24 protein-coding genes and 1 pseudogene are annotated in these 20,310 nt (G+C 72.8%); 19 read left to right on the plus strand and 6 right to left on the minus strand.

Annotated features, from left to right (window positions below):
* Positions 1–311 precede the first annotated feature (311 nt).
* The 7 genes from infA (at position 312) to AC1DT4_RS18655 (ending at position 4,374) form a co-directional block, all read left to right on the plus strand.
* The gene (infA, locus tag AC1DT4_RS18625; protein WP_013770189.1) at positions 312–533 is read left to right on the plus strand and encodes a translation initiation factor IF-1; all 222 of its coding nucleotides are present in this window, start codon (positions 312–314) and stop codon (positions 531–533) included.
* Positions 534–601: 68 nt separating this feature from the next.
* Complete coding sequence (rpmJ, locus tag AC1DT4_RS18630; protein WP_013117849.1) at positions 602–715, plus strand: 50S ribosomal protein L36; 114 nt, start codon at positions 602–604, stop codon at positions 713–715.
* A 187-nt stretch (positions 716–902) separates the two neighbouring features.
* Positions 903–1,283, plus strand: a complete 381-nt coding sequence (gene rpsM / locus AC1DT4_RS18635) for a 30S ribosomal protein S13 (protein ID WP_456826461.1) — start codon at positions 903–905, stop codon at positions 1,281–1,283.
* A 60-nt stretch (positions 1,284–1,343) separates the two neighbouring features.
* Positions 1,344–1,745, plus strand: a complete 402-nt coding sequence (gene rpsK / locus AC1DT4_RS18640; protein WP_055912186.1) for a 30S ribosomal protein S11 — start codon at positions 1,344–1,346, stop codon at positions 1,743–1,745.
* A 152-nt stretch (positions 1,746–1,897) separates the two neighbouring features.
* Complete coding sequence (locus AC1DT4_RS18645) at positions 1,898–2,911, plus strand: DNA-directed RNA polymerase subunit alpha (protein WP_456844728.1); 1,014 nt, start codon at positions 1,898–1,900, stop codon at positions 2,909–2,911.
* 74 nt (positions 2,912–2,985) lie between these two features.
* Positions 2,986–3,531 carry a 50S ribosomal protein L17 gene (gene rplQ, locus AC1DT4_RS18650; protein ID WP_477091257.1) on the plus strand — a complete coding sequence of 182 codons (546 nt, stop codon included), beginning with the start codon at positions 2,986–2,988 and terminating at the stop codon, positions 3,529–3,531.
* 102 nt (positions 3,532–3,633) lie between these two features.
* The gene (locus AC1DT4_RS18655) at positions 3,634–4,374 is read left to right on the plus strand and encodes an alpha/beta fold hydrolase (protein WP_477091258.1); all 741 of its coding nucleotides are present in this window, start codon (positions 3,634–3,636) and stop codon (positions 4,372–4,374) included.
* Here AC1DT4_RS18655 and AC1DT4_RS18660 read toward each other — a convergent pair.
* The gene (locus AC1DT4_RS18660) at positions 4,364–5,254 is read right to left on the minus strand and encodes a hypothetical protein (RefSeq protein ID WP_477091259.1); all 891 of its coding nucleotides are present in this window, start codon (positions 5,252–5,254) and stop codon (positions 4,364–4,366) included. The two genes, AC1DT4_RS18655 and AC1DT4_RS18660, sit on opposite strands and share 11 nt — an antisense overlap.
* Before the next feature lie 73 nt (positions 5,255–5,327).
* Complete coding sequence (locus AC1DT4_RS18665) at positions 5,328–6,095, minus strand: ROK family protein (RefSeq protein ID WP_477091260.1); 768 nt, start codon at positions 6,093–6,095, stop codon at positions 5,328–5,330.
* Between the two features lie 70 nt (positions 6,096–6,165).
* Here AC1DT4_RS18665 and truA point away from each other — a divergent pair, with 70 nt between their 5' ends.
* Positions 6,166–7,077 carry a tRNA pseudouridine(38-40) synthase TruA gene (truA, locus tag AC1DT4_RS18670; RefSeq protein WP_477091261.1) on the plus strand — a complete coding sequence of 304 codons (912 nt, stop codon included), beginning with the start codon at positions 6,166–6,168 and terminating at the stop codon, positions 7,075–7,077.
* A 45-nt stretch (positions 7,078–7,122) separates the two neighbouring features.
* Here the strand turns inward: truA and AC1DT4_RS18675 are convergent, their stop codons facing one another.
* The gene (locus AC1DT4_RS18675) at positions 7,123–7,566 is read right to left on the minus strand and encodes a DUF5709 domain-containing protein (protein WP_477091262.1); all 444 of its coding nucleotides are present in this window, start codon (positions 7,564–7,566) and stop codon (positions 7,123–7,125) included.
* Positions 7,567–7,665: 99 nt separating this feature from the next.
* On the opposite strand from AC1DT4_RS18675, the gene AC1DT4_RS18680 reads away from it, so the two are divergent.
* A complete protein-coding gene (locus tag AC1DT4_RS18680; RefSeq protein WP_477091263.1) occupies positions 7,666–9,348 on the plus strand; it encodes an ABC-F family ATP-binding cassette domain-containing protein in 1,683 nt (560 codons plus the stop codon).
* Positions 9,349–9,359: 11 nt separating this feature from the next.
* Here the strand turns inward: AC1DT4_RS18680 and AC1DT4_RS18685 are convergent, their stop codons facing one another.
* Positions 9,360–9,956: a LysE/ArgO family amino acid transporter gene (locus tag AC1DT4_RS18685; protein ID WP_477091264.1), complete on the minus strand. Its 597-nt coding sequence runs from the start codon at positions 9,954–9,956 to the stop codon at positions 9,360–9,362.
* Between the two features lie 71 nt (positions 9,957–10,027).
* Between AC1DT4_RS18685 and AC1DT4_RS18690 the strand changes: the two genes are divergently transcribed.
* The 7 genes from AC1DT4_RS18690 (at position 10,028) to AC1DT4_RS18720 (ending at position 15,912) form a co-directional block, all read left to right on the plus strand.
* Positions 10,028–10,969: a LysR family transcriptional regulator ArgP gene (locus tag AC1DT4_RS18690; RefSeq protein WP_477091265.1), complete on the plus strand. Its 942-nt coding sequence runs from the start codon at positions 10,028–10,030 to the stop codon at positions 10,967–10,969.
* A gap of 224 nt (positions 10,970–11,193) precedes the next feature.
* Complete coding sequence (gene rplM / locus AC1DT4_RS18695) at positions 11,194–11,643, plus strand: 50S ribosomal protein L13 (RefSeq protein ID WP_370504642.1); 450 nt, start codon at positions 11,194–11,196, stop codon at positions 11,641–11,643.
* Between the two features lie 38 nt (positions 11,644–11,681).
* Positions 11,682–12,170 (plus strand): 30S ribosomal protein S9, encoded by a 489-nt coding sequence (gene rpsI, locus AC1DT4_RS18700; RefSeq protein ID WP_477091266.1) that lies wholly within the window; start codon positions 11,682–11,684, stop codon positions 12,168–12,170.
* A gap of 139 nt (positions 12,171–12,309) precedes the next feature.
* Positions 12,310–13,659 carry a phosphoglucosamine mutase gene (glmM, locus tag AC1DT4_RS18705; RefSeq protein WP_477091267.1) on the plus strand — a complete coding sequence of 450 codons (1,350 nt, stop codon included), beginning with the start codon at positions 12,310–12,312 and terminating at the stop codon, positions 13,657–13,659.
* Between the two features lie 29 nt (positions 13,660–13,688).
* The gene (locus AC1DT4_RS18710) at positions 13,689–14,324 is read left to right on the plus strand and encodes a peptide deformylase (protein ID WP_477091274.1); all 636 of its coding nucleotides are present in this window, start codon (positions 13,689–13,691) and stop codon (positions 14,322–14,324) included.
* Positions 14,325–14,488: 164 nt separating this feature from the next.
* Positions 14,489–15,181 (plus strand): DedA family protein, encoded by a 693-nt coding sequence (locus tag AC1DT4_RS18715; RefSeq protein ID WP_477091268.1) that lies wholly within the window; start codon positions 14,489–14,491, stop codon positions 15,179–15,181.
* Positions 15,182–15,318: 137 nt separating this feature from the next.
* A complete protein-coding gene (locus AC1DT4_RS18720; RefSeq protein WP_477091269.1) occupies positions 15,319–15,912 on the plus strand; it encodes a hypothetical protein in 594 nt (197 codons plus the stop codon).
* Positions 15,913–15,915: 3 nt separating this feature from the next.
* Here the strand turns inward: AC1DT4_RS18720 and coaA are convergent, their stop codons facing one another.
* Positions 15,916–16,866, minus strand: coding sequence for a type I pantothenate kinase (coaA, locus tag AC1DT4_RS18725; RefSeq protein ID WP_477091270.1), 951 nt, complete (start codon positions 16,864–16,866; stop codon positions 15,916–15,918).
* Positions 16,867–16,928: 62 nt separating this feature from the next.
* Here coaA and glmS point away from each other — a divergent pair, with 62 nt between their 5' ends.
* Both glmS and AC1DT4_RS18735 read left to right on the plus strand, forming a co-directional pair.
* Positions 16,929–18,785, plus strand: coding sequence for a glutamine--fructose-6-phosphate transaminase (isomerizing) (gene glmS / locus AC1DT4_RS18730; RefSeq protein WP_477091271.1), 1,857 nt, complete (start codon positions 16,929–16,931; stop codon positions 18,783–18,785).
* Positions 18,782–19,135 carry a holo-ACP synthase gene (locus tag AC1DT4_RS18735; RefSeq protein WP_477091272.1) on the plus strand — a complete coding sequence of 118 codons (354 nt, stop codon included), beginning with the start codon at positions 18,782–18,784 and terminating at the stop codon, positions 19,133–19,135. Before glmS ends, AC1DT4_RS18735 begins: the two co-directional genes overlap by 4 nt.
* A gap of 4 nt (positions 19,136–19,139) precedes the next feature.
* Here AC1DT4_RS18735 and AC1DT4_RS18740 read toward each other — a convergent pair whose 3' ends face one another.
* The gene (locus AC1DT4_RS18740; protein WP_477091273.1) at positions 19,140–20,126 is read right to left on the minus strand and encodes an LLM class F420-dependent oxidoreductase; all 987 of its coding nucleotides are present in this window, start codon (positions 20,124–20,126) and stop codon (positions 19,140–19,142) included.
* Between AC1DT4_RS18740 and AC1DT4_RS18745 the strand changes: the two are divergent.
* A pseudogene (locus tag AC1DT4_RS18745) lies at positions 20,125–20,310 on the plus strand (hypothetical protein); the annotation flags it as partial. The gene AC1DT4_RS18740 and the pseudogene AC1DT4_RS18745 sit on opposite strands and share 2 nt — an antisense overlap.

The following is a 20,310-nucleotide window of genomic DNA, read 5'->3' on the forward strand; positions in this document are numbered from 1 at the left end:
GCCTGACCCGCCTCGCCGCCGGCGAGACGAGGGCCGCCGCCGGGTGCGGCGGCGGCCCTCGTCGGCGGCCGCGGCCCGGACGGCGTGCCCTGGGCGCACCGATGTGGCCGACAGCACGCACGGGAGGGGCCGGGACGGTTTCGTCACCCGGGCCTGATGGCGTAAGATCGTCCGTTGGGTGTGCGCCCGGTAATGGTGCGCTGTCCCCACACGTAATCCCACGTAGGCCCCACCGCGACCGGTGCCGTCCCCTTCCGGGGCGGAGTCGGCTGATGTGGGCTGATCCACACGACCGACAGTTAGCGGAGGATATGGCGAAGAAGGACGGTGTCATCGAGATCGAGGGCAGCGTCGTGGAGGCTCTGCCGAACGCGATGTTCCGCGTGGAGCTCACCAACGGCCACAAGGTGCTCGCCCACATCTCGGGCAAGATGCGACAGCACTACATCAGGATCCTCCCCGAGGACCGGGTCGTGGTGGAGCTGAGCCCGTACGACCTGTCCCGTGGCCGGATCGTCTACCGCTACAAGTAACAGCCACTCGAACACGCCGTCATCGCTCGGGGGCACCCGGGAAGACAGCGGCGGCGGAGGAACACGCGATGAAGGTCAAGCCCAGCGTCAAGAAGATCTGCGACAAGTGCAAGGTGATCCGCCGGCACGGTCGCGTCCAGGTGATCTGCGAGAACCTGCGCCACAAGCAGCGCCAGGGCTGATGCCCTGACGCCGGTCCGCTCGGACCAGCAGCTCGACCAGCACCACCGGTCCTCTCCGGAGGACCAGCAAGCGCACAGCCACTCCGGCGATCACTCGCCGGTGCACCCTCGGTCGGAGGCCGGGGCCCGCAGCACGCGGGAGGGCAGTGCGGCAGACCTCCGATGCAGTTCAGGAGCCACCAGGCACATGGCACGTCTTATCGGCGTCGACCTCCCCCGCGAGAAGCGGCTCGAGATCGCGCTCACCTACATCTACGGGGTCGGCCGTACCCGCGCCCAGGCAACTCTGGCCGCGACCGGCATCAGCCCGGACATCCGCGTGAAGGACCTCGGCGACGCCGAGCTCGTCGCGCTCCGTGACTACCTCGAGGGCAGCTACAAGCTCGAGGGTGACCTTCGCCGTGAGGTCGCTGCGGACATCCGCCGCAAGGTCGAGATCGGCTGCTACGAGGGCCTGCGTCACCGCCGTGGCCTTCCGGTGCGCGGACAGCGCACCAAGACCAACGCGCGTACCCGCAAGGGCCCCAAGCGCACCGTGGCCGGCAAGAAGAAGGCCGGGCGCAAGTAGCCCTCCGCCCCGGGCGCCGCGCGCCAGGGCAAGCCGATCAGACCTCGAGAGAAGAAGAGAATGCCTCCCAAGACCCGTTCCGCCGTGCGCAAGCCGCGCCGCAAGGAGAAGAAGAACGTCTCCCACGGCCAGGCGCACATCAAGAGCACGTTCAACAACACGATCATCTCCATCACCGACCCGACCGGCGCCGTCATCGCGTCGGCCTCGTCGGGCCAGGTGGGCTTCAAGGGCTCGCGCAAGTCGACCCCCTTCGCGGCGCAGCTCGCCGCCGAGGCGGCCGCTCGTCGCGCCCAGGAGCACGGCATGAAGAAGGTCGACGTCTTCGTCAAGGGCCCCGGCTCCGGCCGTGAGACCGCGATCCGCTCGCTCCAGGCGACCGGCCTCGAGGTCGGTTCGATCCAGGACGTGACGCCCCAGGCGCACAACGGCTGCCGTCCGCCGAAGCGCCGCCGGGTCTGATCGTTCGACCTGCTCGACCGGGTCGGTGCGTCGTCGCGAGACGCGCACCGGCCCGGGACACACCTTGACGCCGACCAGGTGGACCGAGACCAGGCCGGCCCGTAGTACTGCGCAGCGTCATATGGCGGACGCCCGCTGAGAGGAAACACACCGTGCTGATTGCACAGCGCCCCACCCTGACCGAAGAGGTCATCTCGGAGAACCGGTCGCGGTTCTCCATCGAGCCCCTGGAGCCGGGTTTCGGCTACACGCTCGGCAACTCGCTCCGCCGGACGCTGCTGTCCTCCATCCCCGGTGCCGCCGTCACGTCCATCCGGATCGACGGCGTGCTGCACGAGTTCTCCACCGTGCCGGGCGTCAAGGAGGACGTCACCGAGATCATCCTCAACATCAAGCAGCTGGTCGTCTCCTCGGAGAACGACGAGCCCGTCGTGATGTACCTGCGCAAGCAGGGTGCGGGTGAGGTCAGCGCCGCGGACATCGTGCCGCCGGCCGGCGTCGAGGTGCACAACCCCGACCTTCACCTCGCCACGCTGAACGACAAGGGCAAGCTCGAGATCGAGCTGACCGTCGAGCGTGGCCGTGGCTACGTGTCGGCGAACCAGAACAAGTCGTTCGACGCCGAGATCGGCCGCATCCCGGTCGACTCGATCTACTCGCCGGTCCTCAAGGTGACCTACAAGGTCGAGGCGACGCGTGTCGAGCAGCGCACGGACTTCGACAAGCTGGTCGTCGACGTCGAGACCAAGTCGGCGATCGGCCCGCGTGACGCGCTGGCCTCCGCCGGCAAGACGCTGGTCGAGCTCTTCGGGCTCGCCCGTGAGCTCAACGTCGAGGCCGAGGGCATCGAGATCGGCCCGTCGCCGACCGACGCTGCGCTCGCCGCGGACCTCGCTCTGCCGATCGAGGACCTGCAGCTCACGATCCGCTCCTACAACTGCCTCAAGCGTGAGGGCATCCACTCCGTGGGTGAGCTGGTCGCACGCTCCGAGGCCGACCTCCTGGACATCCGCAACTTCGGCGCGAAGTCCATCACCGAGGTCAAGGAGAAGCTTGCCGAGCTGGGCCTGACGCTCAAGGACAGCCCGCTCGACTTCGACCCGTCCGCCGCCGGCGCCTACTACGGCGACGACGAGGGCGACTTCGTCGAGGACGAGCAGTACTGACGCCGGGGAAGTAGACGGGCCGGCCCGCGTCGGCCCGTCTCCAGCCCATCACTGGAACTCAAGGAGTAAAAACCATGCCTACGCCCACCAAGGGTCCCCGGCTCGGTGGCGGACCGGCGCACGAGCGGCTGATCCTCGCGAACCTCGCGACGGCGCTGTTCGAGCACAAGCGGATCACGACGACCGAGACGAAGGCCAAGCGCCTGCGTCCGCTCGCCGAGCGCCTCATCACGTTCGCCAAGCGTGGTGACCTGCACGCCCGCCGCCGCGTGATGACCGTCGTCAAGGACAAGTCCGTCGTCCACGTGCTGTTCACCGAGATCGCCCCGGCCGTCGCCGAGCGTGAGGGTGGCTACACGCGCATCACCAAGATCGGCCCCCGCAAGGGCGACAACGCCCCGATGGCCGTCATCGAGCTCGTGCTCGAGCCGCTCTCCCCGAAGCAGGCCGTCGTGAAGGAGGCCACCAAGGCCGCCTCGAAGGCCGCGCCGAAGGCGAAGAAGGCCGACAAGGTCGAGGACAAGCCGGTCGAGGACGCGCCCGTCGAGGACGCCGTCGTCGAGGACGCCCCGGTCGAGGACGCGCCCGCCGAGTCCGAGGGTGACGCCGACAAGGCGTGACCTGACAGCTGCACCGAGAAGGCCCGGGACCGACTGGTCCCGGGCCTTTCTCGCGTCCGACGTCCCGAGCCGGGTGCGCGGGTCGGCGCCTAGAGTCGGAGCATGAGCCCGCCGGTCGTCCTGGTGCACGGGCTTCGGACGTCCCGCACGATGTGGCGGGCACAGCTCGCGGCGCTGGACCGCGTGGGGCGGCGCGCGGTCGCGGTGGACCTGCCCGGGCACGGCGCCCGCATCGGCGAGCCGTTCACGCTGGACGCCGCCGTGGACACGGTCGCCGAGGCGATCGACGGGGTGGGCGGGGAGGCGTTCGTCGTCGGCCTCTCGCTCGGTGGGTACGTGGGGATCCGGCACGCCGCTCGCCACCCCGGCCAGGTCGCCGGGCTGCTGGCGGCGGCGTGCTCGACCCAGCCGCACCGGCTGCTGCTCGGCGGCTGGTCCGTCGGCGCCCGCGGCATCGCGCGGCTCCCCGACCGCGGAGCGCGGCTCAACCAGTTCTTCGTCGACCTCGCCCTGCCGACCGAGGGGGCGCTCGACGTCGGGGCCGGGGGCTTCGCGCTGGACGCCACCCACGAGGTGCTGCGGGAGATGACGGTCGCCACGCCGCTGCAGGACCTCGCGCGCATCGAGGCGCCGGTCTGGCTGGTCAACGGCGCGTTCGACCACTTCCGCGGCGAGGAGCGGCGCTTCCTGGCCGCGTGCCGGGACGGTCGCCTGGTCGTCGTGCCCCGGGCGACGCACCTCGTCAGCCTGGTCCAGCCGGCGCGGTTCACGCGCGTGATGCTGGAGGCGCTGGACGAGGTCGACGACCCTGCCCGGGTCGGGCGGACGCCCCTCAGGCGATGAGGCCGGCCGCCGCCATCGCGCCCGAGAACGCCCCGTCGACCTCGACCGCGACGGCGCCGTCGGCGGTGGTGGAGGTGACCCGCTGCAGCCCGCCGTCCGGGCCGCGGTAGTAGACGTCCGGGCTCACCGGCCCGGCGGCATCGACGCCGGACCGGGCGAGCCCGATGAGCGCGTTGAGCGCCGGCACGACGTTCTCGTCCTCCAGCACGTGCACGGCGAGCAGGTGGCGGTGGGGGACCGCGACGAGCGTCCCGTACCCCGGCGTCGGGATGCGCAGCGCGGCGAGCAGCTGGTCGTGCTGGAGGAGGCGGCTGGCCCCGAACATGTCCTCGGACGACAGCAGGTGGACGGTCCCGCCCCCGCGGGTGGCGACCGCCTGGTGGTCGGGCAGCGGGAGACGAGCGAGGTTGGCGAGCGCGACCGGTCCGACGGCCGCCCAGCCGCCCAGGGGCGCGAGGTCGAACAGGGTGGCGACGGTCTCGGGGTAGTCGACGCAGGCGCGCAGCGCGAGGCCGGGGGCGAGGTCGGGTCCCTCGCCCGGCGCGTCCGCGGCGACGACCCGCGCCACCACGATGTCCTGGATCTCGGCCAGGGACTGCGGGCTCTGGCGCGAGTTGGCGGCGACGACGACGCGGGCGTGCTGGCGGACGACGTCCTCGCGCTCGGGCCGCGGGGTCAGGGCGACGACGGCGGCGAGGTTGCCCAGGCCGTAGACCTGGCCCTGGGCGTCGACCAGGTGGTCGCCCGCCGACCGCGGCGCCGGTGCCCCGGCCTCGGCGAAGGCCCGGAGCGCGCAGCCGCGCAACCACTCGGCGTCGTCGACCGAGAGCATCGGCAGCATGGGGTCGGCGACGGGCTTCGCGCGGGAGAACCAGCTCATGGCGGGAGCGTAGGGCGGACGGCGCGGGGGCGGGCGGCTTCCGCGGAGCGTCACCCGACCGGCGGTGGCCCCGTCAGACGCCGAGGGACCACGCCCGCACGCCGCCGACGATCCCGGCCTGGTTGGGCACCACGACGACGTCGTCGCCGAGCCTGGCCAGGGTCGTGGCGGTGACCTGGCGCGCGTTCCCGCCGCCGAGGTAGAGCCGGTCCCAGACGAACACCGGCCGGAAGCCCTCGACGACGCGCCGGACGCGCCGGGACCACAGACCGTCGCCGAGGCGGGCGCGCTCGACCTGCCCGATGTAGGCGTCGTAGGTGGTGCCCCACCGGACCGGCGCGTGGGACAGCTCGAGGTGCGGAGCGAGCACACCCCCGTCGAACAGTGCGGTGCCCAGCCCGGTGCCGAGCGTGAGCACCAGCTCGATGCCGGTGCCGGAGATCACGCCCGCGCCGTGCACCTCGGCGTCGTTGAGCACGAGGGTCGGCAGGCCGAGCCGGTCCTCGACGGCCGCCCGGATGTCGCAGCCCGACCACGCCGCGACGAGATCCGGGTCGACCGTGGTCCGCGGGCCCGACCTGGTGACGTAGTGCGGCGTCGTCACGACCACACCGTGCCGGATCATCCCGGGCATGCCGACCGTGGCGCGCTGGGCCGCGGGCAGGCCCGCGGCGATGTCCGCGATCGTGGCGACGAGGCGCTCGGGCGGGAGCGGATACGGCGTCGGCACGCGGACCGCGGGGGCGTGCAGCGTGCCGGCCGCGTCGAGCACGGACGCCTTGATGCCACCGCCACCGCAGTCGACGGCGAGCGTGAACGGGTCGGAGCCGGTGCTGGGCACGGGCCCACGGTAGCGACGGCGCCCGCCCGGCGCGCAGCAAGGGGTCCGGGTCCGGCTACCGTGTTCACCCGTGAGCGAGATCGACCAGGTGCCCGCCGTCCGGCTGCGGCTCGACCTGGCCTACGACGGGACCGGCTTCGCCGGCTGGGCCCTCCAGCCCGGCCTGCGCACCGTCCAAGGGGTGCTGGAGGCCGCTTTGGCGACCGTGCTGCGCACCGACGGGCCACCGCGGGTCACGGTGGCGGGGCGCACCGACTCGGGCGTGCACGCGCGCGGGCAGGTGGCCCACGTGGACATCCCGGCGGATCTCCTGGCGGCGTCGCGCGGCCGCACCGACCGACCGGTCGAGGAGGCGCTCCTGGGGCGGCTCGGCGGCGTCCTGCCCACGGACCTCGTCCTGCACGCGCTCACCCGCGCGCCCGAGGGCTTCGACGCGCGCTTCTCCGCGCTACGGCGCCGATACACCTACCGGATCTGCGACGACGCCGCGCGCCGCGACCCGCTGTCCCGCGCGCACGTGCTCTGGCACCGCCGGGCGCTCGACGTCGACGCGATGGCCGCGGCGGCCCGCCCGCTGGTGGGCCGGCACGACTTCGCGTCCTACTGCAAGCCGCGCGAGGGTGCGACGACGATCCGCACGCTCGAGGCGTTCGCGTGGTCGCGGCCCGCCGACGGCCCGGACGCCGGCCTGGTCGTCGCGACGGTGCAGGCGGACGCCTTCTGCCACTCGATGGTGCGCTCGCTGGTGGGTGCGAGCCTCGCCGTCGGGGAGGGGCGCAGCGGCGCGGGCTGGCCGGCCGAGCTGCTCGCCCGCCGTCGTCGGGACGCCGGTGTGCACGTCGTCGCGGCCCGCGGGCTCACGCTCGAGGAGGTCGGCTACCCCTCCGACGACCAGCTGGCCGCCCGGGCGGCCCAGACGCGCGCGCGCCGGGCCGCCGAGGACCTGCAGCACGCGCAGCACGGCGCGGGGTGCTGCGGCTGAGGCTCGGTCCTCGTGCCGCGTCTGTCGGTCCTCGTCGACCCCAGCTCAGTCCTCGTCGACGTCGTCGCGGTAGCGCCGGTCGTCGACGTACTCCTCCTCGATGAGGTGCACGGCGGCCTCCTCGGCGCTCGCGGCGCCGCCCGAGATGCCGGCGTCGATGGCGAACCCGTCGGTTCCGCCCGCCTCCACGGCGTCGTCGTCCTCGATCAGGCGCCCGGCGCGGAACTCCTCGCGGTCGGGCCGGGGACGTGCCTCCCAGACCTCGGGCTCCTCCTGGCCGATCCGCTGGTCGATCGTCTCGCGGTGCGCCTCCTCCCACGCGGTCTCGCCGTAGTGGTTCGAGCGGGGCCTTGTGGGCACCGTGTAGCCCTCGTCCAGCAGGTCCTCGACGCCGCGGTCGAGCAGCGTGTCCGCGCTGGACAGCTGGTCGGTGTCGCCCTCGCTGTCGAGCTCGGGATCGGGGCTGGTGCCGGTGGTGTCGTCCGTCATGCCTCCGACCTTCGCACCGAGCGCGCGCTGACGCCAGGGGTGGGCGGCCCCTCACGCAATGCGATGGGCCACACACGCCGCACCAGGGAGGATGGGGGCATGGGTCATCTCGACATCGGCGGCATCGGCTACGTGCTCTCCGACGGGCGCCCCCTCCTCGACGACATCACGTTCCGCGTGGCCGACGGCGCGCGCGTGGCGCTGGTCGGCCCCAACGGCGCGGGGAAGACGACGCTGCTGCGGATCGTCGCCGGCGACGAGCAGCCGCACTCAGGCTCCGTCGGGCGCAGCGGCGGGCTCGGCATCATGCGGCAGGACATCGGGCGGATCCACGACGACCGGTCGATCCGGGACCTGCTGGCGTCGCTCGCGGCACCGGCGGTCCGCGACGCCGCGGCCGAGCTCGCGGCGGCCGAGCTCGGGATCATGGAGGTCGACGACGAGCCCTCGCAGATGCGGTACGCGCAGGCGCTGGTCGACTGGGCCGACGTCGGGGGCTACGAGGCCGAGGCGGGCTGGGACCGCGTCACCGACGCCGTGCTGTCCATCCCGTTCGAGCAGGCGCAGCACCGCGAGGTCCGCACGCTGTCCGGCGGCGAGCAGAAGCGGCTCGTCCTCGAGGCGCTCCTGCGCGGGCCCGACGAGGTGCTCCTGCTCGACGAGCCGGACAACGCGCTCGACGTCCCGACGAAGCGCTGGCTCGAGGACAAGCTGCGGGCGTCGAACAAGACCGTGCTCTTCGTGAGCCACGACCGGGAGATGCTCGCGCGGGTCGCCACGCAGGTGGCGACCCTCGAGCCGGGCGTCCTGGGCGCAGCGGTCTGGGTGCACGGGGGAGGCTTCGCGACGTACCACCAGGCGCGCGAGGACCGACGCTCGCGCCTCGAGGAGCTGCTGCGCCGCTGGGAGGAGGAGCACGCGAAGCTCAAGGAGCTCGTGCTCACCCTCAAGACGAAGGCGGCGTTCAACGACGGCCTGGCGTCGCGCTACTCCGCGGCGCAGACGCGCCTGCGCAAGTTCGAGGAGGCGGGTCCGCCCACGCTGCTCGCGCGCGAGCAGAACGTCCGGGTCCGGCTGCGGGGCGGCCGGACGGCGAAGCGCGCGGTCGTCGCCACGGGCCTCGAGCTCACCGGGCTGATGAAGCCGTTCGACCTCGAGGTCTGGTTCGGCGAGCGGGTGGCGGTGCTGGGCTCCAACGGCTCGGGCAAGTCGCACTTCCTGCGGCTGCTGGCGGCGGGTGGCAGCGACCCGAGCCCGGAGCACGAGCCCGCCGACGACCTGCCGGTGGCACCGGTGAAGCACACCGGTCGCGTCGTGCTGGGGCCGCGCGTGCGGCCCGGGTGGTTCGCCCAGAACCACGGGCACCCGGAGCTGGTGGGGCGGACGCTGCTCGAGATCCTGCACCGCGGCGAGGGGCACCGCTCCGGCCTCGGCCGCGAGCAGGCCAGCAAGGCGCTCGACCGGTACGAGCTGGTGGGGGCGGCCGAGCAGCGCTACGAGACGCTCTCGGGCGGGCAGCAGGCGCGCCTGCAGATCCTCCTGCTCGAGCTGGGCGGGGCGACCCTGCTGCTCCTCGACGAGCCGACGGACAACCTCGACCTGCACTCGGCCGAGGCGCTCGAGACCGGCCTGGCCGCGTTCGAGGGCACGGTGCTCGCCGTGACCCACGACCGCTGGTTCACGCGCACGTTCGACCGGTACCTCGTGTTCGGCGCGGACGGCGAGGTCGTCGAGACGCCCGAGCCGGTGTGGGACGCCGCGCGCGTCGACCGCGTGCGCTGATCAGATCGGCATCAGACGATCAGCGCGACGGCCAGGGTCGCCATGACCACCGCGATGACGAGGTCCAGCACCTGCCACGCGCGGGGCCTGGCGAACACTGGACGCAGGTAGGCCGCGCCGAACCCCAGGGCGGTGAACCAGACGACGCTCGCCGCCACGGCCCCGGCGCCGAACACCCAGGCGCCCGGGTCGTGCTGGTGGGCGAGCGAGCCGAGCAGGACGACGGTGTCCAGGTAGACGTGCGGGTTGAGGAACGTCAGCGCGAGGCACGTCGACAGGACCGCACCGAGCGCCGCCGGACCCTCGGTGGCGGGGTCGAGCCGCGACGGTCGGCGCGCGCGCAGGGCCGCGCCGACCGCGAGCACGAGCAGGAACGCGGCGCCGGCGTACTTCGTCACCGTGAGCACGGTGGGGTGGGACGTGATGAGCGCTCCGAGGCCCGCGATGCCCGCCGCGACGAGCAGCGCGTCCGCGGTCGCGCAGACGGCCACCACGGGGAGCACGTGCTCGCGCCGGATCCCCTGGCGCAGCACGAAGGCGTTCTGCGCGCCGATGGCGACGATCAGCGACAGCGCGGTGAGGAAGCCCGACAGGGCGACAGCGGGCATGCGGACGACGCTAGGCGCTGGGGTCGATGAAGACCAGTTCATGCTTCTGTGGATCCATTAGGATCATTCATGTGGCGTTCGACGCGGACCAGCTGAGCGCCCTCGCCGCCGTGGTGCACGAGGGCAGCTTCGACGCGGCCGCGCAGCGCCTGCACGTCACGCCGTCGGCCGTCAGCCAGCGGATCAAGGCCCTGGAGCAGCAGGTGGGACGCGTGCTGGTGCTCCGGACGCGGCCGTGCCGGCCCACCGAGGACGGCGAGGTCCTGGTGCGCCTGGCGGGCCAGGTCGAGCTGCTGGGCCGGGACGCGCTCGGGCAGCTGGTGCCGGCGCCGGGCGGGCCGCGGGGCGTGCGGACGGCGGGCGCGACGAGGCGCCTCCCGGTCGCCGTGAACGACGACTCGATGTCCACCTGGTTCCCCGCCGCGGTCGCCGACCTGCCCCCGGACGTCCTGCTCGACCTGCGCCGCGAGGACCAGGACCTGTCCGCTGACCTGCTGCGGGACGGCACCGTGATGGCCGCGGTGACCGCCGACCCCCGCGCCGTGCAGGGCTGCCGGGTCCGTCGGCTCGGGGCCATGCGGTACCTGGCCGTCGCGGCTCCCGACCAGCGCGAGCGCTGGTTCGCCGACGGGCACGGTGCCGAGGCGTTCGCGGCCGCACCCCTGCTCGCGTTCAACCGGGAGGACGGCCTGCAGGAGCGGTTCGTCGCCAGCGTCGTCGGCCGCCGCACGGTGACCCCGATGGTCCACTTCGTGCCGTCGCAGTCGGCGTTCGTCGGCCTGGTCGAGGCCGGGCTCGGGTGGGGGATGGTGCCCGAGGTGGCGGCCTCCGAGCGCATCGCGGCGGGTGCCCTGGTCGAGGTCCGGGCCGGCAAGCACCTCGACGTCCCCCTCTACTGGCAGCACTGGGCACTGCGCACGCCGACGCTCGACGACCTCACGGAACGGGTGGTCCGGGCGGCCGCGGCGGCGCTGCGGCCCGTCGCGCGGCACGGGCCGCCGGGTGTGACCTAGCGCGTTTTGACCCTCCCGCAGGGCGGCGGCTACCCTGGTGTCTCGTTGTGCGTCCCCGTTCTCGCGGCCGCCAGTGCCCTCTCAGCACTGAGCACCGAGCCAGAACGGCAGGGCTGGTGCGTTCCCGCTCGCCGCCCGGATGCCGACGAAGCATTCATCGGCGGACCCGCACCCTGCGTGGTCTCGCCGCGACAAGACTCGCAACGAAACGAAGGCTGACGACCGTGCGCACGTACACCCCGAAGCCCGGCGACGTCGAGCGGAACTGGTACGTCATCGACGCGACCGATGTCGTCCTGGGCCGCCTGGCCACTCATGTGGCCACGTTGCTGCGCGGCAAGCACAAGGCGACTTTTGCCCCCCACGTCGACGGCGGTGACTTTGTCATCGTCATCAACGCGGAGAAGATCGCACTGACCGGCAACAAGCGCGAGAACAAGCTCGCGTACCGCCACTCGGGTTACCCGGGTGGCCTCCGCGCCGTGGCCTACTCCGACCTCCTGGAGAAGCACCCCGAGCGCGCGATCGAGAAGGCTGTCCGCGGCATGCTCCCCAAGAGCTCGCTCGCGCGTCAGCAGCTCACCAAGCTCAAGGTCTACGCCGGTGCGGAGCACCCGCACGCGGCGCAGCAGCCGAAGCCCTTCGAGATCACCCAGGTCTCTCAGCAGGCGTGAGCCTGCTGAGTACAGAGAACAAGGACGCGAGGACACCAGTGGCAGAGACCACGGTCGACATCGACCTCGAGGGCGATGACACCCCCACCAGCTACACCTCCGAGACGGCTGCCCCCACGGGCCGCGGTCAGAGCATCACGGCACCGGCGAACGCGCTCGGCCGTCGCAAGGAGGCCATCGCGCGCGTGCGCCTGGTCCCCGGCACCGGCCAGTGGAAGATCAACGGGCGCACGCTCGAGGACTACTTCCCGAACAAGGTGCACCAGCAGCTCGTGAACTCCCCGTTCAAGCTGGTCGACGTCGAGGGTCGCTTCGACGTCGTCGCCCGCATCACCGGCGGCGGCGTGAGCGGCCAGGCCGGCGCGCTGCGCCTGGGCATCGCCCGTGCGCTGAACGCGATCGACGAGGAGCACAACCGCCCGGCCCTCAAGAAGGCCGGCTTCCTGACCCGCGACGCCCGCGTCGTGGAGCGCAAGAAGGCCGGTCTCAAGAAGGCGCGCAAGGCTCCGCAGTACTCGAAGCGCTGATCCACACGCCTCGGCCCGATGGCCCCGCCGGTCTCACGACCTGCGGGGCCATCGGCATGTCTGCCACCATCAACGGGCACGCGCGCGACAGGGGACGCACGTCCCGGGCCGTGCCCCGCAAGGACGAAGGAGTCTGACCATGGGCCGACTGTTCGGCACCGACGGCGTGCGCGGGCTCGCCAACCGCGACGTGACCGCCGAGCTCGCGCTCGACCTCTCGGTCGCGGCCGCGCACGTGCTCGGCTCGCTCGGCGAGTTCGAGGGGCACCGTCCGCGGGCGATCGTCGGTCGTGACTCGCGCGCGTCGGGCGAGTTCCTCGCCGCGGCGGTCTCCGCGGGGCTCGCCTCGGCGGGCGTCGACGTGAACAACGTCGGAGTGCTGCCGACGCCGGCCGTCGCGTTCCTCACCGCGGAGCTCGGCGTCGACATCGGCGTGGTCCTGTCGGCGTCGCACAACCCGATGCCGGACAACGGGATCAAGTTCCTGGCCAAGGGCGGGCACAAGCTCGACGACGAGCTCGAGGCCGCCATCGAGGCGCGCATGGGCGAGGACTGGGAGCGGCCGCTCGGCGGGGCCGTCGGGCGCATCCGCGTGGACACCGGCCGCGCCGGCGAGCAGTACATCGAGCACCTCATCGGCACCATCGGCGTCCCGCTCACCGGCTTGCGCATCGCGGTCGACTGCGCGAACGGCGCCGCCAGCGAGGTCGGCCCGGCGGCGCTGCGGTCCGCCGGCGCCGACGTGGTCGTCATCAACGCCTCGCCCGACGGCCGCAACATCAACGAGAAGTGCGGCTCGACGCACCCGGAGCAGCTGCAGGCCGCGGTCGTCGCCTCGGAGGCGGACCTGGGGGTCGCGTTCGACGGGGACGCCGACCGGTGCCTGGCCGTCGACGCCTCCGGTGCGCTGGTGGACGGCGACCAGATCATGGGGATCCTCGCGATCGCGATGCGGGACCACGGCGAGCTGGTGGACGACACGCTGGTCACCACCGTGATGAGCAACCTCGGGCTGAAGATCGCCATGCGGGAGGCCGGGATCGCGACCATCGACACCGCGGTCGGCGACCGGTACGTGCTCGAGGCGATGCGCGCGGGCGGCTACTCCCTCGGCGGCGAGCAGTCCGGGCACATCATCATGGCGGCGCACGCGACCACCGGCGACGGGGTGCTGACGGCGCTCCAGCTGGCGGCCCGGGTCGCGGCGACCGGCACGTCGATCGCCGACCTGGCGGGCGTGGTCCGGCGGCTGCCGCAGACGCTGGTGAACGTGCCCGGCGTCGACAAGCGTCGCGCCGACACCGACGGCGCGCTGCTGGACGCCGTGCGGGCCGCCGAGGACGGGCTCGGGGACACCGGGCGCGTGCTCCTGCGGTCGTCGGGCACCGAGGACCTCGTGCGCGTCATGGTCGAGGCCGGCACCCAGAGCGAGGCGGACCGCGTGGCGCGCGAGCTGGCCGCGGTCGTCTCGCAGCGGCTGGCGCTCTAGTGCCGAGCGGCCCGCAGTGGGACCAGGCGCTGCGCGACGTCGCGCTCTGGATCATCGAGTCGGGGACGCGGTCGCCCGAGGGTGTCGCGCCGATCGTCCAGGCGGGGCACCCGGCGCTGCGCGCGGTCTCGACGCCCTACGAGGGGCAGCTCTCCGACGAGGAGCTCGCGGTGCTGCTCGAGGTGATGCACCGGACCATGCGCGCCGCGCCGGGCGTCGGGCTGGCGGCGCCGCAGCTGGGCCTGCCGCTGGCGCTCGCGGTGCTCGAGGACCCCGGGACCGTGTCCGACGAGCACGCCGAGGTGCGTGAGCGCGAGCCACTCCCGTACCGCGTGCTGGTGAACCCGCGCTACACGCCGGTGGGGGCCGAGCGCGTCCCGTTCTACGAGGGGTGCCTGAGCGTGGTCGGCTACCAGGCGGTCGTCGCGCGCGCCCGGCGGGTGCACCTCGAGGCGGAGGACGAGCACGGCGGCGCGGTCGACGAGGTGCTGAGCGGCTGGTCCGCGCGCATCGTGCAGCACGAGACCGACCACCTCGGTGGCACGCTCTACCTGGACCGCGCCGAGCTGCGGTCGCTGGCGGCCGCCGACGAGTTCGGCGCCCGCTGGGCAGCCGAGCCGAGCCCCACCTCGGCGGCCCGCGCCCTCGGCTTCTCGCTCGACTGAGTGCTCCCGGGGGTGGACCCCGGCTCCGACCCCGGGATGAATCGGGTCTGCACCAGGGATGAACCGGGGGTCACCCCTATGTCATCTCGGCCCCGCGGCGACTTACCGTGGAACCACGACACCGGGGGACACCTCCGCCGGTGCGCAAACCTGGAGGATCTCTCGTGATCGAGGAGTGGGCGCTCGCCCTCGTCGGCTCCCCGTGGATCTTCGTCGTCCTCTACCTCTTCGCCACGATCGACGGGTTCTTCCCGCCGATCCCCAGCGAGTCGATCGTCATCGCCCTCTCGGCGCTCGCGATGTCGAAGGGCTCGCCCAACCTCGGGCTGATCATGCTCGTCGCCGCGGCAGGGGCGTGGACCGGCGACCAGATCGCGTACCAGATCGGCACCAAGGTCAAGGTGCGCGAGCTGCGGGTCCTCCGGTCCCCCCGCGGACAGGCCGCCGTCGACTGGGCGGAGAACGCGCTCGCCAACCGCGGTGCGGCCTTCATCATCGCCGCGCGTTACATCCCCATCGGGCGGGTCGCCGTCAACATGACGGCCGGTGCCGTCGGGTACAGCCGCCGCCGGTTCATGGGGCTCACCGCCATCGCCGCGGTCACGTGGGCCTGCTACTCGGCGCTCATCGGCATCGGCGCCGGGGCGTGGCTGGGCGACCACACGCTCGTGGCCGTCGCGGTCGGCGTGGTGGGCGGCCTGGCGATCGGCGTCGTCATCGACTGGGTGCTGCGCCACGCCACGCACCGCCGCGCGGCAGGGCACCAGACGCTCCGGGTGGCCGACGGGACGGACGTCCCCCGGCCCGAGGCGGTCCCCCCGGTCACAGGACGCTCACGATCCGACCCCGCCGCCTAACGATCCGGTCTCACCCGGTCATTTCCCCCATGACTGTGCTTACTCTCTGACTGTGCCGACGTCGCGGTCGGCGCTCCCGTGCCTGTCCACACCCCCGGGGGTGTTCCGAGGCATGGGCGGATGCGACAGGGGGCGAGATGGGCGAGCGTGCACGGTGGGCCGTCCGCCTCGCGCTGCCCGCGGTCCTCGTCCTCGGTCTCGCGGCCTGCAGCGCGCCCGACCAGGCGCAGGACGCGCCGACCGCGGTGGTCGCGGCCACCGCTGACTGCCTCTCGGCGCAGGTGCTCGCCGACCTCGAGCTCGCGACGCTCGACGAGGCCGCCGAGGACGGCACGCCCCGGGCCGACGCCCCGGAGGCGGGCCGCGTGCCGGACGACTTCCTGCCGGTGAGCGTCGTCGTCTGCACCCCTGGCGGCACGCTGCACGACTCGTCGGGCACCTGGGTCGCGCTCACGGCGAGCCGGCGCGAGGGCAACCTCGACGCGCTCGTCGTCGCCCTGCGTCGGCCGTCGGCACAGCGGGGCGGCACGTGCAGCTCGGCGTCCGTCGTGGCGCCCGCGCTGTGGCTGGTCGACGCGCTGGGCCGGGCGATCCGACCGGTGTGGCCGACCGACCGGTGCGGCGCACCCCTGCAGGAGGTCTCGACGGCGCTCGACGCGCTCGTGGAGACGGACAGCGAGCAGTACCCCGTGCGCCTGCTGGAGCCCGCCCAGGCGAGCACGGCTCCCTGACGGCTACAGCTTGCGGAGCCGGACCCGTTCGACGGAGTGGTCGCGGCCCTTGGTGAGCACCAGCGTGGCGCGGCTGCGGGTGGGCAGGATGTTCTGCACCAGGTTGGGCTCGTTGATCGAGTCCCAGATCCGCTCGGCTCGCTCCACGGCCTCGTCGTCGGTGAGCGCGGCGAAGCGGTGGAAGTACGACTCGGGCCGCGCGAACGCGGTCTCCCGCAGCGCGAGGAAGCGGTCCACGTACCAGCGCCGGACGTCGCTGGTCCGGGCGTCGACGTAGATGGAGAAGTCGAAGAAGTCGCTGACCGCGAGGTTCGACGTCCCCTCGGCCGTCGGGCGCGCCGGCTGCAGGACGTTGAGGCCCTCGACGATGAGGACGTCCGGCCGGTTCACCACGACCTCGCGGCCCGGGAGGATGTCGTAGGTCAGGTGGTCGTACACGGGCACGCGGACCTCGGGACGGCCGGCCTTGACCTTCGACACGAAGCGGAGCAGCGCCCGCCGGTCGTACGACTCCGGGAAGCCCTTGCGCTCCATCAGGCCGCGGCGCTCCAGCTCCGCGTTGGGGTAGAGGAACCCGTCCGTGGTGACCAGCTGGACGCGCGGCGTCGCCGGCCAGCGGGCGAGCAGCTCGCGCAGCAGGCGGGCCGTGGTCGACTTGCCGACCGCCACGGACCCGGCGACGCCGATGACGAACGGGGTGCCGCCGACGTCCTCGCGCAGGAAGGTGCTCGACGCCGCGTGCAGCCCGCGTGTGGCCTCGATGTGCAGGTCGAGCAGCCGGGAGATCGGGCGGTAGATGGCGTCGACCTCGGCGAGGTCGATGGGGTCCCCGAGGCCGGCGAGCCGTTCGACGTCGGCGTCGGTCAGCGGCAGCGGCGTGGAGGCGGAGAGCCGCGTCCAGGCGTCGCGATCCAGGTCGACGTAGGGCGTGGCCGGGGTCAGCGACGGTGGCACGGGTCGATTGTGCCCGAGGTCCGGCGCGGGAGCCGTCCGGGCGCCCCGGTAGACTCCCGCCCATGTGTGGAATCGTCGGTTACGTCGGTAGCCAGGTAGCCAGCGATCGCCCCCTCGATGTCGTGCTGGAGGGTCTGCGGCGCCTCGAGTACCGGGGCTACGACTCTGCCGGCGTCGCGCTGGTCAGCCCGGAGGGCCGCCTGGCCACCGCCAAGAAGGCCGGCAAGCTGGCCAACCTGGTGGAGGAGGTCGACCTGCACCCGCTGCCGGAGTCGACGGCCGCGATCGGCCACACCCGCTGGGCCACCCACGGCGGCCCGACCGACGTCAACGCCCACCCCCACGTCGCCGGCAAGCTCGCGGTGATCCACAACGGCATCGTCGAGAACTTCGCCACCCTCAAGGCCGAGCTGGTCGCGGACGGCGTCGAGTTCCTCTCGGAGACCGACACCGAGGTCGCCGCCCAGCTCATCGCGCGGGCGTACGAGGGCACCGGGAACCTCACCGAGGCCATGACCGCGGTGGCCCGCACGCTGCACGGCACGTTCACGCTGCTGGCGGTCCACGAGGACGCGCCCGACACGGTGGTCGGTGCCCGGCACGACTCGCCGCTCGTCGTCGGCATCGGCGAGGGCGAGAACTTCCTGGGGTCCGACGTCGCGGCATTCATCTCCCACACGCGCGAGGCGCTCGAGCTCGGCCAGGACCAGGTGGTGACCATCACGCCGGACGCGGTCGCGGTCACGGACTTCGACGGACGCCCCGCGCAGGCCCGCCGGTACACGGTCGACTGGGACGCCGCCGCCGCAGAGAAGGGCGGCTTCGCGTCGTTCATGGACAAGGAGATCCACGACCAGCCGCAGGCGGTCGCGGACACCCTGCTCGGCCGGACCGACGCGCACGGCCGGCTGGTGCTCGACGAGGTGCGGATCGACGAGTCGGTGCTGCGCTCCGTCGACAAGATCGTCGTCGTCGCCTGCGGCACCGCCGCCTACGCGGGCCACGTCGCGAAGTACGCGATCGAGCACTGGTGCCGGATCCCGGTCGAGGTCGAGCTCGCGCACGAGTTCCGCTACCGCGACCCCGTGGTCAACGAGCGGACCCTCGTCGTCGCGGTGTCGCAGTCCGGCGAGACGATGGACACCCTCATGGCGGTGCGGCACGCGCGCGAGCAGGGCGCCAAGGTGCTGGCCCTGGTGAACACGCACGGCTCGACCATCCCGCGCGAGTCCGACGCGGTCCTCTACACGCACGCCGGCCCGGAGATCGCGGTCGCCTCCACGAAGGCGTTCCTCGCGCAGATCACCGCGGCGTACCTGCTGGGGCTCTACCTCGCGCAGCTGCGCGGCAACAAGTACGCCGACGAGGTGGCGACGATCCTGGCCGAGCTGCGCGCCATGCCGGACAAGATCCAGCAGGTGCTCGACCGGTCCGGCCGGGTGCGCGAGACGGCGCGGTCGATGGTGAGCACGACGTCGGTGCTGTTCCTCGGGCGCCACGTCGGGTTCCCGGTGGCGATGGAGGGCGCGCTCAAGCTCAAGGAGCTCGCCTACATCCACGCCGAGGGGTTCGCCGCCGGTGAGCTCAAGCACGGGCCGATCGCGCTGATCGAGGAGGGGCAGCCGGTGTTCGTCGTCGTGCCCTCGCCCCGCGGCCGGGACTCGCTCCACTCCAAGGTCGTCTCCAACATCCAGGAGATCCGCGCCCGCGGGGCCCGGACGCTCGTGATCGCCGAGGACGGCGACGAGGACGTGCTGCCGTACGCCGACGAGGTGTTCTACGTGCCCCAGTCGCCCACGCTGCTCGCCCCGCTGCTCGCCGTCGTGCCGCTGCAGGTCTTCGCGTGCGAGCTCGCGACGGCGAAGGGCCTCGACGTGGACCAGCCCCGCAACCTCGCCAAGTCCGTCACCGTCGAGTGATCGTCGGCGTCGGCATCGACGTCGTGGACGTCGCGCGCTTCGTCGAGACCCTGCACCGGGTGCCGGCGCTGCGCGAGCGCCTCTTCACGCCGGAGGAGCGCGAGATGCCGGAGACGTCGCTGGCCGCGCGGTTCGCGGCCAAGGAGGCGATCGCCAAGGCCCTGGGTGCCCCCGGTGGCATGAGCTGGCAGGACGCGACCGTCCGGCGCGTCCTGGGGGCGCAGCCGGTGGTCGAGGTGGTCGGGACGGTCGCCGCCGCGGCGGCGGCCGCCGGCGTGGACCGGTTCCACCTGTCGATCTCGCACGACGCCGGCATCGCGTCGGCCGTGGTGATCGCCGAGCGCGACTGACGCCTCAGCGCAGGGCGGGGATGACCTCGTTCTCGAAGAGCTCGATGCCCGAGCGGTCGTACGCGGCCTCCGCGAAGTACGTGATCGCGTAGGTCATGCCGAGCTTCTCGAGGCCCTGCAGCTTCTCGACGAGCTGCTCGGGCGTGCCGACGAGCGTCCCGTTGCGGAAGTCCTCGGCCTCCTGAGCCGCCTTCTGCGGGACCGTGTTGCTGTAGTGCTCCTCGATCCAGGCGATCCGGTCGTCCACCTCGGCCTCGGTCGAGCCGATGACCACGTTGTAGTTGGACGAGCGCGTGATCTCCTCGAACGGGCGGCCGATGGCGTCGCAGTGGCCGCGCAGGATCTCCGACTTGTGGGCGAACGCCTCGGGCGCGCCGGCGAAGTTGGTGTACGACGCGTGCTCGGCGGCGATGCGCAGGGTCTTCTTCTCGCCGCCACCGGCGATCCACAGCGGCGGGCCGTCGACCTGCAGGGGGAGCGGGGACAGCTGCGCGCCGTCGACCTTGTAGTGCTCGCCGTGGAGGGTCGCGGTGCCGTTGGTCCACATCTGCTTGAAGATCTGCACGCCCTCGTCGAGCATCGCGATGCGCGTGCCGGCCGACGGGAAGCCGTAGCCGTACGCGAGCCACTCGTGCTCGTACCACCCGGCGCCGATGCCCATCTCGACGCGCCCGCCCGAGATGATGTCGGCCGTCGTCGCGACCTTGGCCAGGTAGGCCGGGTTGCGGTACGCCATGCAGGTGCACATCTGGCCCAGGCGGACGCGGCTGGTCGACGCAGCGAACGCGTTGATGAGGCTCCACGCCTCGTGCGTGGCCTCACCGTTGGGCGCCGGCACCGCGTGGAAGTGGTCGTAGACCCAGATCGACTCGTAGGCGTCGCCCTCGTCGGCGTGCGTGGCCAGGTCGCTCATGGTCCGCCAGTGGTCGCGCGGCTCGATGCCGGTGAGGTCCTGACGCCAGCCCTGGGGGATGAAGAGTCCGAAGCGCATGCGACGCACGTTACCTGCGCTGCGGCGGCGGTGCCTGCGGTCGGTCGAATCGATCCGGGTCGAGAGGGCTGGGCAGCCGCCCCGGCGACCCACCAGGATGGGAGGCGTGCTGCAGACCTGGACCTCCGCGCAGGTGCGCGCCGCCGAGCAGCCGCTGCTGACCGCCGGCGAGCCGCTCATGGAG

The sequence above is a fragment of the Cellulomonas sp. P4_D11 genome, assembly GCF_056401915.1.

Excerpts from the sequence above, each read along its gene's own strand:
- AC1DT4_RS18660 (WP_477091259.1), bottom strand. The coding sequence starts at position 5,254 with ATGAGCTGGTTCTCCCGCGCGAAGCCCGTCGCCGACCCCATGCTGCCG.
- AC1DT4_RS18720 (WP_477091269.1), top strand. The coding sequence starts at position 15,319 with ATGGGCGAGCGTGCACGGTGGGCCGTCCGCCTCGCGCTGCCCGCGGTC.
- rpmJ (WP_013117849.1), top strand. The coding sequence starts at position 602 with ATGAAGGTCAAGCCCAGCGTCAAGAAGATCTGCGACAAGTGCAAGGTG.
- AC1DT4_RS18680 (WP_477091263.1), top strand. The coding sequence starts at position 7,666 with ATGGGTCATCTCGACATCGGCGGCATCGGCTACGTGCTCTCCGACGGG.
- rplQ (WP_477091257.1), top strand. The coding sequence starts at position 2,986 with ATGCCTACGCCCACCAAGGGTCCCCGGCTCGGTGGCGGACCGGCGCAC.
- glmS (WP_477091271.1), top strand. The coding sequence starts at position 16,929 with ATGTGTGGAATCGTCGGTTACGTCGGTAGCCAGGTAGCCAGCGATCGC.
- AC1DT4_RS18740 (WP_477091273.1), bottom strand. The coding sequence starts at position 20,126 with ATGCGCTTCGGACTCTTCATCCCCCAGGGCTGGCGTCAGGACCTCACC.
- rpsK (WP_055912186.1), top strand. The coding sequence starts at position 1,344 with ATGCCTCCCAAGACCCGTTCCGCCGTGCGCAAGCCGCGCCGCAAGGAG.
- rpsM (WP_456826461.1), top strand. The coding sequence starts at position 903 with ATGGCACGTCTTATCGGCGTCGACCTCCCCCGCGAGAAGCGGCTCGAG.
- AC1DT4_RS18675 (WP_477091262.1), bottom strand. The coding sequence starts at position 7,566 with ATGACGGACGACACCACCGGCACCAGCCCCGATCCCGAGCTCGACAGC.
- infA (WP_013770189.1), top strand. The coding sequence starts at position 312 with ATGGCGAAGAAGGACGGTGTCATCGAGATCGAGGGCAGCGTCGTGGAG.
- glmM (WP_477091267.1), top strand. The coding sequence starts at position 12,310 with ATGGGCCGACTGTTCGGCACCGACGGCGTGCGCGGGCTCGCCAACCGC.
- AC1DT4_RS18655 (WP_477091258.1), top strand. The coding sequence starts at position 3,634 with ATGAGCCCGCCGGTCGTCCTGGTGCACGGGCTTCGGACGTCCCGCACG.
- AC1DT4_RS18685 (WP_477091264.1), bottom strand. The coding sequence starts at position 9,956 with ATGCCCGCTGTCGCCCTGTCGGGCTTCCTCACCGCGCTGTCGCTGATC.